Raw genomic sequence first — 11,621 nt, 5'->3', positions numbered from 1 at the left:
CGCCCCCACATTGGGCTGGTGCCTGTCGCGAGCTTCTCAAAACCCTTGCGGGGTAGAACGCGTCACGATGGCTTCCACATTCAAACCCCGTGGCAAGGCGCCGTAGACCCGGCCAGTCGAACCCAGGCGGCTGGCGATGAAGGCGTCGCTGACGTCGCTGTTGCCCGCCTCCAGCAACAGCTTGGCTTGCAGGCCCACGGCGATGTCTTCGGTCAATTGTCGGGCGCGAAACTGGATATCGTCGGTGTCCTTGAACGCCGCCTGTAATTGGTGGATGTGGTTGGCCAGGCGCTTGTCGCCGTGGCCGTCGCCCAACTCATTGAACAATACATCCAACACACCAGGTTCCTTGGACAGGGCCCGCAACACATCGAGGCATTGCACGTTGCCGGAGCCTTCCCACGTTGAATTGACCGGCGCCTCCCGGTACAGGCGCGGCAGGATGCTGTCTTCGACATAACCGGCGCCCCCCATGCACTCGGCAGCTTCATTGATCATCACGGGGGCGCGCTTGCAGATCCAGTACTTGCCCACTGCCGTCACCAGCCGGGCGAACTTGGCTTCGTGCTCGTCACTCAAGTGATCCAGCGCCCGCCCCATGCGCAAACTCAAGGCCAACGCGGACTCGCTTTCCAGCGCCAGGTCGGCCAGCACGTTCTGCATCAAGGGCTGCTCACTCAACAGCCTGCCGCCGACTGTCCGATGGGCACAGTGATGGCTGGCCTGGGTCAACGCCTGGCGCATCAGGGCGCTGGAACCGACCATGCAATCGAAGCGGGTCATGGCGACCATCTCGATAATGGTCGGCACGCCGCGCCCCTCCTCACCAATCATCCAGGCCAGGGCACCGCGAAACTCGACTTCGCTGGAAGCATTGGAGCAGTTGCCCAGCTTGTTTTTCAGGCGCTGGATATAGAACTGGTTGCGGGTGTCGTCCGGACGATGGCGCGGCAACAGGAAACAGGTCAGCCCCTTGTCGGTCTGAGCCAGGGTCAGGAAGGCATCGCACATCGGCGCCGAACAGAACCACTTGTGGCCCACCAGTTCATAGGCCTGGCCCGGCCCCCGGGCGCCCACCGGGAAGGCCTTGGTGGTATTGGCCCGCACATCGGTGCCGCCCTGTTTTTCGGTCATCGCCATGCCAAGGGTAACGCCGGCCTTGTGGGCCATGCCGACATTGCGCGGGTCGTACTCGGTGGCGAGCACTTTCGGCATCCAGCGCTCAGCCAGGTCCGGCTGCAAGCGCAGCGCCGGGACACTGGCAAAGGTCATGGTCAACGGGCAGCCCGTGCCGGCTTCGGCCTGGCTGTGCAGATACGTCATCGACGCCCGGGCCACATGGGCGCCGGGTTGCGGATGAGACCAGGGCAGGCTGGGCAGGCCATGCTCGATGGCGGTACGCATCAGCTGGTGATAAGCGGGATGGAACTCCACCAGATCAACGCGGTGACCATAGCGGTCATGGCTGGAGAATACCGGTTTGTTCTGGTTGGCCAGGAACCCTGCCTCCATCAGCGGCCCGCCGGCCAACCCACCGTACTCATCGATCCGTGCCTGGGCCCAGCCGGCACCGAAACGCTGCGACCATTGCTGCAGCGGCAAGTCGATGCGATACAGGTTGGCGCCGTCCAGGGAGGGCGGCTGATTGGTGACGTCGTGGGTTTCGGCGAACTGGTGCAGGTTCATGACAGGGCTCCTCGGTCGGCCAGCAGGAACCAGTTAAGCACTGCCTCCAGGCCGAACAAAGTGTCATACCCGCCTAAATGTCGGCGCTTTCGCCCTGCCCCGGACACAGCACGCGACGTTGCAAAATCGCCTGCAGAACCTCGAACTTCACCGGTTTGCCCAAGTAATCGACCAAGGCGCCCGCCGGACAACCATTCGGGTCCAGGTTCGGGCCGACCACCAGCACCGGCAACTCCTCACAGCCGGCCAGGGTACGGATCTGGCAGCAGACTGACACACCGTCCAAAGGTGGCGACTGGCAATCGAGCACCACGGCATCGAAACTGCCGTCCCGCAACATTTCCAGCGCCCCACGGCCACTGTCGGCGGTGCGCACCCGGTAGCCCAGCTTGAGCAGCATGCCGCGCATGACCAGTTGATCGATGCTGTCGTCATCGGCCAGCAGCACCGTACAGTCCTGAGGCTGACGCATGCCGTGTCTTTTGCTGAACGGAAACGGCGTGGAGCTCGCCATCGGCAAAGCCATTTCAAATTCGATGTCCAGCTGGAAGCGGCTGCCGCGCCCAGGCTCGGACGTATGGGTCAAGCGGCCCCCCATCAACCCCACCAACTGCCGACAAATTGCCAGGCCCACGCCCAGGCCGCCGTACTCACGGGTCATGGAGCCGTCGAGCTGGAAGAAACGCTGGTACAAGGTCGCCTCGCCCAGATCGGTGAAGCCGATCCCTGTGTCGATCACGGCGAAGGACAGCCCCCAGCGATCATGCTCCATCGGTTTGCCGCTGACTCGCAGGGCCAGGCCGCCCACCCGGGTGAATTTGATGGCGTTGTCCAGCAGGCATTCCAGGCACTGGGTCAACTTGCAGCTGTCACCGAGCAACCGATCCGCCAGACCCGGCGCCACATCGACCTTGAAATCCAGGCCCTTGGCCTGCGCACTGGCCGCGAACTGCACCTGCAAGACATCGAGCATCCCGCGCAGGCTGAACGGCGCCGGATTGACCTTGAGCTTGCCGGCCTGCAATTCCGTGAGGGTCAGCATGCCGTTGACCATGCGCATCATGTCCCGCGCCGAGCCGGCGGCGGTCTGTTGGTATTGGGTCAGCTCCTCGTCCATCTCGACGGTTTCCATCAACTCCAGCGAGCCGATGACGCCATTCATGGGCGTACGCAGTTCATGGGTCAGGGTCGCGAGGAATTCGTCCTTGAGCTTGTTACCGTGGGCCAGTTGCTGGTTGAGCACTTCCAGCTTCTGCCCGGCATCCAGCAGGGTCTGGGCCTGTTGCTCACGCATGGCATTGATGCGGTCGGCCAGGGCCAGGGACAACAACGCCACTTCGATGGCCGAGCCGATCTGGCTGGCGTACATGGTCAGGAACACGTTCGGCAGATAACCGAGCACCATCAGGGTATTGACGATGCCTCCCAGCAAAAACGCCGACCAGGCAATGATGAAGTAACGCGCCACCCTCAGCCCACGCCACCAGGCGAACAGGCCGGCAGCAAAAATCACCACCGTGAACACCAGCGCCAGCGCCGTCGCCAGACGCAGGGCCAGGGCGTAACTGGCCATCAGCGACAGGCCCACCACCACCGCGCCGAAGACGATCAGCGCCAACAACAGGCGATCGAGCCAGCGACTGTGTTGGGCGGTTTGCAGGAAGCTGCGGGCAAACTGACTGCCGAACAGAGCCGCGCAGCCGATGAAGAATGGTGTCGCGGCGTTGGTCCACCAAGGGTTGTCCGGCCAGAAATACTCGGCGGCGGCACCGTTGACCGACAACTGGTACAAGCCGAACGAGGCGATATAGACGATGTAATAGAGATAACTGGTGTCCCGCACACTCAGGTAGATGAACAAGTTGTACACCAGCATGCCCAGCAGCACGCCATAGATAATCCCCAGCACATACAAGCGCACCGGCTGCTGTTCGAGATAAGCAGTGCTGGACCACAGGGTCAGCGGCGCCTGGATCGACCCCTGGCTCTGCAGGCGCAGATAAACGGTCTGGCGCTGATCGGGGACAAAATCCAGGCTGAACAGGTAGCTGTTCTGACGAATTTCCCGGGCGTTGAATGGCAGCGCATCGCCGGTCTGGCGAACCAGACGGTAGACTCCGCTGGTATCAGGCAGATACAGATCGAGATGATCCAAGGGCGGATAGGCCAGCTCCAGTAACCAGGTGCGCTGGGCATTCACATTGTGGGGACGGTAATGGAGGTCGATTTTCAGCCAGAACGCCGACCGCGAGTAACCGGCATTCAGCGTTTCCTTGTCATGGGGCTTGAAGCGACCGGCAGCGGCTTCGGCCAGCACATCGTCGAGGGTGGCGGTGCCGTTTGCGTCTTCGAACACTTGCAGCGCTTGGCCCAGGGGCAGGCTTTGGGTGAACTCGTCGAATTCGAGGGCGCTTGCCAAAGGGGACAAGCACAGCAGCAACATCAGCAAATAGCGCATTTAAGCCCCAGCGTGGCCTGTCCGGTTGAGTCAGGAAGCCCCCCATTCCCTGAGTAGACGTAAAACCGGCATTACCTGTTATTAAGTTGGATCCATCCTTAGCATAGCCGTTGATGGCCAACTTGCACCATTGAAATCTCTCTTGCAGAAGGCTCTAGAACGGGCGTTTCAGAGCAAAGCATTGAGATAGAGCTGTTGCTTTGGTCAAGTTGCATGCTGCCGCGGCGCATCGCACGGGGAATTTATCGGTGGCGCCGACCACAGGGGTTTGGTGGTAAGCTCGCGCACCATGAATATCTACAGCTCTCGCCCCGTTGTCCTCTGTCTCTCCGGCCACGACCCCAGTGGTGGCGCCGGCTTGCAGGCAGATATCGAAGCCCTTCTCGCCCAGGGTTGCCATGCCGCCCCGGCCGTTACCGCGCTGACCGTGCAAGACACGGTGAACGTAAGCGACTTCCGCGTACTCGATCGCGAGTGGGTCCTGGCGCAAGCCAATGCCGTGCTCAACGATTCGTCGGTGGCGGCGGTCAAGCTGGGCATGCTCGGCTCCCTGGAGATGGTCGACACCGTGGTCGAACTGCTCCAGGCGCACCCGCACCTGCCCATGGTCTGCGACCCGGTGCTGCGCGCTGGCGGCGGCGGACGCCTGGGCAAGGATGAAGTCGGCTACGCCATGCGCGAACGCCTGCTGCCCCTGGCGATCATTGCCACCCCGAACCTGCCGGAAGCCCGCATCCTCGCCGAACTGCCCGAAGGCAGCGCCGATGAGTGCGCCGAAAAACTGCTGCCCTTCGTCAAGCACCTGTTGATCACCGGCGGGCATGGCGACGAACATGAAGTCCATAATCGTCTGTACAGCCGCGACGGACACCGCGAGACGTTTACCTGCCAGCGCTTGCCCGGCAGCTACCATGGTTCCGGTTGCACCCTGGCCAGCGCCCTGGCCGGTCGACTGGCCCAAGGCGAACAGCTCGCCAGTGCCGTGCGCACCGCCCTGGATTACACCTGGCGCACCCTGCGCGACGCCGAACAACTGGGCAAAGGCCAGTTCGTGCCACGTCGCCTGCCGTTGGATTTCTGCTCGTAACATTTTTGCCAGTCACATTTTTTGCCAGAAACAGAGGGCAGTGGAATGAAATTACGTGGCCTCTATGCCATCACTGATAGCCAGTTGCTGGCCGGTAGATTTCTCGCCTATGTAGAAGCGGCACTGGAAGGCGGCGTTACCCTGCTGCAATACCGCGATAAAAGCAGCGACGAGGCCCGGCGCCTGCGGGAAGCCGAAGCCCTGCGCGACCTGTGCGAGCGCTACAAGACCCAGTTGATCATCAACGACGACGCCGAACTGGCGGCGCGCCTGGGCGTTGGCGTGCACTTGGGACAGACCGATGGGCCGCTGGCGCCGGTACGGGCATTGCTCGGGCACAAGGCGATCATCGGGTCCACCTGCCATGCCAGCCTGGACCTGGCTGCACAGGCCGCCGCTGAAGGCGCAAGCTACGTAGCCTTCGGCCGCTTCTTCAACTCCAACACCAAGCCCGGTGCGCCCAGCGCAAACCTTGAACTGCTCGAACAGGCTCGCCTCAAACTGCATGTACCGGTGTGCGCCATCGGCGGCATCACCCTGGACAATGCCGCCCCGCTGGTGGCCCACGGCGTCGACCTGCTGGCCGTGGTGCATGGCCTTTTCGGCGCCGACAACGCTCATGAAGTGACGCGCCGCGCCCGCGCATTCAACGATCTGTTGAAGATCAAATAATTTCCGTTTTCGAGAGACCGACCATGTCCCGTTCCGAAACCCTTTTTGCCAACGCCCAGAAACATATCCCCGGCGGCGTGAACTCCCCCGTCCGTGCATTCAAGAGCGTCGGCGGCACCCCGTTGTTCTTCAAACACGCCGAAGGCGCCTATGTAACCGACGAAGACGACAAGCGCTATGTGGATTACGTGGGCTCGTGGGGTCCGATGATCCTGGGCCACAGTCATCCAGAGGTGCTGGACGCCGTGCGCAAACAGCTGGAACACGGTCTGTCCTATGGCGCCCCGACCGCCATGGAAACCGAAATGGCCGACCTGGTCTGCGCCATCGTGCCGTCGATGGAGATGGTGCGCATGGTCAGCTCCGGCACCGAGGCGACCATGAGCGCGATCCGCCTGGCACGGGGCTACACCGGTCGCGACAGCATCATCAAGTTCGAAGGTTGCTACCACGGTCACTCCGACAGCCTGCTGGTCAAGGCCGGTTCCGGTGCGCTGACCCAGGGCGTGCCGAGTTCCGCCGGTGTACCGGCGGCGTTCGCCAAACACACCCTGACCCTGCCGTTCAACGACCTCGAAGAAGTCGAAAAGATGCTCGCAGAGGTTGGCCAGGAAGTGGCCTGCATCATCGTCGAGCCAGTGGCCGGCAACATGAACTGCGTACCGCCGGCGCCGGGCTTCCTCGAAGGCTTGCGTAACCTGTGCGACAAACACGGCGTGGTCTTGATCTTCGACGAAGTGATGACCGGTTTCCGTGTCGCCCTCGGCGGTGCCCAGGCCCATTACGGCGTGACGCCGGACCTGAGCACCTTCGGCAAGATCATCGGCGGCGGCATGCCGGTGGGCTGCTTCGGCGGCAAACGCGCCATCATGGAATGCATCGCGCCACTGGGCCCGGTCTACCAGGCCGGCACGCTGTCGGGCAACCCGCTGGCCATGGCCGCCGGCCTGACCACGCTGCGCCTGATCAGCCGGCCGGGCTTCCACGCCGAACTGACCGATTTCACCACCCGCCTGCTCGACGGCCTGCAGATGCGCGCCGACGCGGCCGGCATCCCGTTCGTGACCACCCAGGCCGGCGGCATGTTCGGCCTGTATTTCAGTGGCGCCGACGACATCGTGACGTTCGAAGACGTGATGGCCAGCGACGCGGATCGCTTCAAGCGCTTCTTCCACCTGATGCTCGAGGGCGGCGTCTATCTGGCGCCGAGTGCGTTCGAAGCCGGCTTCACCTCCATCGCCCATGGCGAGGCCGAGTTGAAGATCACCCTCGACGCGGCCGAGCGGGCCTTCGCCGCCATGAAGTAAGCCTGTGGATAACTGACGCTGGCTGACACCGGCGTCAGCGATTACCGACACGTTTCGTCTCTTTTCCTACGTATTGATCTATAAAGCAGTCATCGACACGCTCTGGCAGCAGAAAAACGAGTAAAGACTTTGTAAGGATGGCCCTGCTTATTTCATAATGCGCGCTTATTGGATCCCCCGGAGGGTCCGCGCGCCCCTCAGAGGTAAGTCGATTCCCATGAACCGCACCGGCCGCACCCTTGCCCTGGGCTGCCTGTTGCTCCTTCAGCCGCTGCTCGCGAATGCACAAGCAGGCGGTAACTCGTTGTTGATCCCGGCGGTGGGCCGTTGCACGCTCAATACCCAGCCACAAGATCTCGCACCGGCACTCGACGCCTGTCAAAAAGCGGCGGACGCAGGCGATGCACAAGCGCAATACGAGTTGGGCGAGTTCTACTATGAAGGCAAGGGCGCGCCACGCGACCTCAAGCAAGCCCTCAACTATTTCGAAAAAGCCTCGCTGCAGGGCCATGCCCAGGCACAATTCAAGCTGGGCGGCATGTTCTTCCATGGCGAAGGCGTACCGGCCAATAACGTCCAGGCCTACATCGTATTGAAGATGGCGGCGGTCAACGGCGCCGAAGATGCGTTGGACACCGCCGACGAAGTCGCCGAGCAGATGCCCCGTGCCGAACTGGAAGTTGCGACCCAGGTGCTGGGGCAGATCTTCCGCAAATACCTGATGGAACTGCAGAACGCCGATGGGCGCACGCCCTTCTCGCCCCTGCCCTGAATCCAAGGTCCCCTGTGGCGAGGGGATTTATCCCCGCTGGGGCGCGAAGCGGCCCTAACCCTACCCCCTCGATATTTCTGGTCGGCTACAAGTTTTTTGGGGCTGCTGCGCAGCCCAGCGGGGATAAATCCCCTCGCCACAAAAGCCAGATTTACTTCTCAGGCATCGGCATCGGAAACGGCATCACATTGCCGACCGTACCCCGGGCTTCGCTGATTTTCGGGGTGCCCAGGCGTTCGACTTCGTCGATGCGTACGATCGAATGCATCGGCACGAAACTGCGCACCACGCCTTCGAACTGCGCCTTGAGCTTTTCTTCGCTCGGGTCGACGACCACTTGCGTGCGCTCGCCAAAGACGAACTCTTCCACCTCCAGAAAGCCCCACAGATCACTTTGATAGATCTGCTTGGCGTACATTTCGAACACCTGGCCCTGGTTGAGGAAAATCACCTTGTAGATTGGAGCTTCACGTTTGGTCATGGCGGGCGAAACACATCGGCAGGTAAAAATGAGGGCGCGAACTATAGCATAGCCACTGCTCGCACAGCGGTAGGAACCGCGGGACTTGTTCCCTATAATGCGCGGTTCTTTGAATCACGTGATGACTCCCTCCATGGCCAAGAAGCTTTACATCGAAACCCACGGTTGCCAGATGAACGAGTACGACAGCTCGCGCATGGTCGATCTGCTGGGTGAGCACCAGGCCCTGGAGGTCACCGCACGCGCCGAAGACGCGGACGTGATCCTGCTCAACACCTGTTCGATCCGCGAACGTGCCCAGGACCGGGTCTATTCCCAGCTCGGCCGCTGGCGCGAATTGAAGCTGGCCAACCCGGAAATGGTCATCGCCGTGGGCGGTTGCGTGGCCAGCCAGGAAGGCGCTGCCATTCGTGACCGTGCCCCCTATGTAGACGTGGTCTTCGGCCCACAGACCCTGCACCGCCTGCCGGAGATGATCGACGCGGCCCGTGTCACCAGACTGCCGCAGGTGGACGTTTCGTTCCCGGAAATCGAGAAATTCGACCACCTGCCCGAGCCGCGTATCGACGGCCCGAGTGCCTACGTCTCGGTCATGGAAGGCTGCAGCAAGTACTGCACGTTCTGCGTAGTGCCCTATACCCGGGGCGAAGAAGTCAGCCGCCCCTTCGACGACGTGATCGCCGAGATCATTCACCTGGCGGAAAACGGCGTGCGGGAAGTGACGCTGCTGGGGCAGAACGTCAACGGCTATCGCGGCCAGACCCACGACGGACGGCTCGCGGACCTCGCCGAGCTGATCCGCGTGGTGGCGGCGGTGGACGGCATCGACCGCATTCGCTACACCACCTCCCATCCGCTGGAGTTCTCCGACAGCCTGATCCGCGCCCATGCCGAGGTCCCCGAGCTGGTCAAGCACCTGCACCTGCCGGTGCAGTCGGGCTCCGACCGGATCCTGGCGGCCATGAAGCGCAACCACACGGCACTGGAGTACAAGTCCAAGCTGCGCAAACTGCGAGCGGCGGTGCCGGGAATCTGCATCAGTTCGGACTTCATCGTGGGCTTTCCCGGGGAAACCGAGAAAGACTTCCAACAGACCATGAAGCTGATCGAAGAAGTGGGTTTCGACTTTTCCTACTCGTTCGTCTACAGCCAGCGCCCTGGCACCCCGGCGGCCGACTTGGCGGACGATACCCCCGAAGAACTGAAAAAAGAGCGGCTCAACGCCTTGCAACACCGTCTGAACCAGCAGGGTTTCGAGATCAGCCGACAAATGGTCGGCTCCACCCAACGGATTCTGGTCACCGATTATTCGAAAAAAGACCCGGGCGAACTGCAAGGCCGGACCGAAAACAATCGCATCGTCAATTTCCGCTGCGACACCCCGGCCCTGATCGGCCAGTTCGCCGACGTGCACATCGACTCCGCGCAACCGCATTCCCTGCGGGGCTCGTTGATCCAGTAACCTTTTCAAAACACTATTGCCTGTGCAAGCAAGACCTGTGGGAGCAAGGCTTGCCCGCGATCAAGGCAGCGCGATCTTCAGCAAGGTTGCGGTGCTTTCATCGCGGGCAAGCCTTGCTCCCACTATGGGTTGTGCCAACCCTGTGATCGGATTCGCCTGTTTAAGAGCTTTCGCACCCAGCCTACTGGCGTTATCCTTGATTTCATATCAATTGCCCCTGGGCGGCTAAAAACGACCTTGAACGCACCCATCGAACCCCATCGTTTCATTCTCGAGCCCTTCGAGGCTCGCCGCTTCGCCAATCTGTGCGGGCAATTCGACGAGCATCTGCGCTTGATCGAACAGCGCCTGGCCATCGAGATCCGCAACCGCGGAAACCAGTTCGAGCTGATCGGCGAACCCAAGCACACCACCTCCGCGGAAAACCTGCTGCGCCGTCTCTACCGGGAAACCAAGGGGAGCGAGCTGTCGCCGGACACCGTCCACCTGTTCCTGCAGGAGTCGGCCGTCGAAGAGCTCGACAACCACACCCCCGCGGAACCTGCCGTGGCCCTACGTACGAAGAAAGGCATGATTCGCCCTCGCGGCTTGAATCAGCAGCGCTACGTGAAGGAAATCCTGGGCAACGACATCAATTTCGGTATCGGCCCGGCCGGTACGGGCAAGACCTACCTGGCCGTGGCTTGCGCGGTCGATGCCCTGGAACGCGAACAGGTGCGGCGCATCCTGCTGGTGCGTCCGGCGGTCGAAGCTGGGGAAAAACTCGGCTTCCTGCCCGGCGACCTGAGCCAGAAAATCGACCCTTACCTGCGCCCTCTCTATGACGCGCTGTATGAAATGCTCGGCTTCGAATACGTCGCCAAGCTGATCGAGCGCCAGGTCATCGAAGTTGCACCGCTGGCCTACATGCGTGGCCGGACCCTGAACAACAGTTTCATCATCCTCGACGAGAGCCAGAACACCACCGTCGAGCAAATGAAAATGTTCCTGACCCGGATCGGCTTTGGCTCCACCGCCGTCATCACCGGGGACATCACTCAGGTCGACCTGCCCCGGGGCACCAAGTCCGGGCTGAACCATGTGATCCAGGTGCTCAAGGACGTGCCAGGCATCAGCTTCACGCATTTCCTGCCCAAGGACGTCGTGCGCCATCCATTGGTGCAGCGCATCGTCGAGGCCTACGAGCGCTTCGAGCAGCGCGCCGAGGATATGCACGAAAGCAAAGGCAGCCGCCAAGATGCTTGAACTTGACCTGCAACTGGCCAGCGCCCACGCCGTCCCCAGCGAAATCCAGTTCCGCCAGTGGTGCGAGCTGGCCCTGCGTCAGCGCAGCGCCGACTCGGAACTGACGATCCGCCTGGTGGACGAACCCGAAGGCCGCGAGCTGAACCATACCTGGCGCCAGAAAGACTACGCGACCAACGTGCTGTCCTTTCCCGCCGACGTCCCCGACGAACTGCTCGACATCCCGCTGCTGGGGGACCTGGTAATCTGCGTCCCGGTGGTGGAGCGCGAAGCCACGGAACAAGGCAAACCTTCCGAAGCCCACTGGGCTCATCTGGTCATTCACGGCTGCTTGCATCTGCTTGGTTACGACCATATTGAAGATGACGAAGCCGAAGAAATGGAAGCACTGGAACGAACGTTGCTTGCAGAGCTGGGTCATTCCGACCCCTACGCCGGCGACGAACACTGA

Annotated in this window: 10 protein-coding genes; 7 read left to right on the top strand and 3 right to left on the bottom strand. The window is 61.8% G+C overall.

What is annotated here, in order from left to right; genetic code table 11:
* Positions 1 to 36 precede the first annotated feature (36 nt).
* Together FGE05_RS25315 and FGE05_RS25310 are read right to left on the bottom strand one after the other, a co-directional pair.
* A complete protein-coding gene (locus tag FGE05_RS25315; protein ID WP_139649243.1) occupies positions 37 to 1,686 on the bottom strand; it encodes an acyl-CoA dehydrogenase family protein in 1,650 nt (549 codons plus the stop codon).
* A 73-nt stretch (positions 1,687 to 1,759) separates the two neighbouring features.
* A complete protein-coding gene (locus tag FGE05_RS25310; RefSeq protein WP_139649242.1) occupies positions 1,760 to 4,144 on the bottom strand; it encodes a hybrid sensor histidine kinase/response regulator in 2,385 nt (794 codons plus the stop codon).
* 289 nt (positions 4,145 to 4,433) lie between these two features.
* Between FGE05_RS25310 and FGE05_RS25305 the strand changes: the two genes are divergently transcribed.
* The 4 genes from FGE05_RS25305 (at position 4,434) to FGE05_RS25290 (ending at position 7,982) form a co-directional block, all read left to right on the top strand.
* Positions 4,434 to 5,231, top strand: coding sequence for a hydroxymethylpyrimidine/phosphomethylpyrimidine kinase (locus FGE05_RS25305; protein ID WP_139649240.1), 798 nt, complete (start codon positions 4,434 to 4,436; stop codon positions 5,229 to 5,231).
* A gap of 45 nt (positions 5,232 to 5,276) precedes the next feature.
* On the top strand, positions 5,277 to 5,903 hold the full coding sequence (gene thiE, locus FGE05_RS25300; RefSeq protein WP_139649238.1) for a thiamine phosphate synthase: 627 nt from the start codon (positions 5,277 to 5,279) through the stop codon (positions 5,901 to 5,903).
* 23 nt (positions 5,904 to 5,926) lie between these two features.
* Positions 5,927 to 7,210: a glutamate-1-semialdehyde 2,1-aminomutase gene (gene hemL, locus FGE05_RS25295; RefSeq protein ID WP_139649236.1), complete on the top strand. Its 1,284-nt coding sequence runs from the start codon at positions 5,927 to 5,929 to the stop codon at positions 7,208 to 7,210.
* A gap of 217 nt (positions 7,211 to 7,427) precedes the next feature.
* Complete coding sequence (locus tag FGE05_RS25290; protein WP_139649234.1) at positions 7,428 to 7,982, top strand: tetratricopeptide repeat protein; 555 nt, start codon at positions 7,428 to 7,430, stop codon at positions 7,980 to 7,982.
* A gap of 151 nt (positions 7,983 to 8,133) precedes the next feature.
* Here the strand turns inward: FGE05_RS25290 and FGE05_RS25285 are convergent, their stop codons facing one another.
* Entirely contained in the window at positions 8,134 to 8,463 is a 330-nt protein-coding gene (locus FGE05_RS25285) for a DUF1820 family protein (protein WP_024780849.1), read from the bottom strand.
* A gap of 133 nt (positions 8,464 to 8,596) precedes the next feature.
* Here FGE05_RS25285 and miaB point away from each other — a divergent pair, with 133 nt between their 5' ends.
* From miaB to ybeY, 3 genes are all read left to right on the top strand, one after another.
* The gene (miaB, locus tag FGE05_RS25280; RefSeq protein WP_176563037.1) at positions 8,597 to 9,925 is read left to right on the top strand and encodes a tRNA (N6-isopentenyl adenosine(37)-C2)-methylthiotransferase MiaB; all 1,329 of its coding nucleotides are present in this window, start codon (positions 8,597 to 8,599) and stop codon (positions 9,923 to 9,925) included.
* Positions 9,926 to 10,162: 237 nt separating this feature from the next.
* Positions 10,163 to 11,170, top strand: coding sequence for a PhoH family protein (locus tag FGE05_RS25275; RefSeq protein WP_139649230.1), 1,008 nt, complete (start codon positions 10,163 to 10,165; stop codon positions 11,168 to 11,170).
* Entirely contained in the window at positions 11,163 to 11,621 is a 459-nt protein-coding gene (ybeY, locus tag FGE05_RS25270) for an rRNA maturation RNase YbeY (protein ID WP_139649228.1), read from the top strand. Before FGE05_RS25275 ends, ybeY begins: the two co-directional genes overlap by 8 nt.

Source organism: Pseudomonas sp. ICMP22404 (assembly GCF_006227205.1).
Lineage (GTDB): Bacteria > Pseudomonadota > Gammaproteobacteria > Pseudomonadales > Pseudomonadaceae > Aquipseudomonas.
The sequence above is the reverse complement of the archived record's forward strand: the minus strand, read 5'-3'. Positions and strand labels throughout refer to the sequence as shown.

Bases quoted from the DNA above. Each gene is read 5' to 3' on its own strand.
- thiE (WP_139649238.1), top strand. From the start codon at position 5,277: ATGAAATTACGTGGCCTCTATGCCATCACTGATAGCCAGTTGCTGGCC.
- hemL (WP_139649236.1), top strand. From the start codon at position 5,927: ATGTCCCGTTCCGAAACCCTTTTTGCCAACGCCCAGAAACATATCCCC.
- ybeY (WP_139649228.1), top strand. From the start codon at position 11,163: ATGCTTGAACTTGACCTGCAACTGGCCAGCGCCCACGCCGTCCCCAGC.
- FGE05_RS25290 (WP_139649234.1), top strand. From the start codon at position 7,428: ATGAACCGCACCGGCCGCACCCTTGCCCTGGGCTGCCTGTTGCTCCTT.
- FGE05_RS25315 (WP_139649243.1), bottom strand. From the start codon at position 1,686: ATGAACCTGCACCAGTTCGCCGAAACCCACGACGTCACCAATCAGCCG.
- FGE05_RS25285 (WP_024780849.1), bottom strand. From the start codon at position 8,463: ATGACCAAACGTGAAGCTCCAATCTACAAGGTGATTTTCCTCAACCAG.
- FGE05_RS25305 (WP_139649240.1), top strand. From the start codon at position 4,434: ATGAATATCTACAGCTCTCGCCCCGTTGTCCTCTGTCTCTCCGGCCAC.
- miaB (WP_176563037.1), top strand. From the start codon at position 8,597: ATGGCCAAGAAGCTTTACATCGAAACCCACGGTTGCCAGATGAACGAG.
- FGE05_RS25310 (WP_139649242.1), bottom strand. From the start codon at position 4,144: ATGCGCTATTTGCTGATGTTGCTGCTGTGCTTGTCCCCTTTGGCAAGC.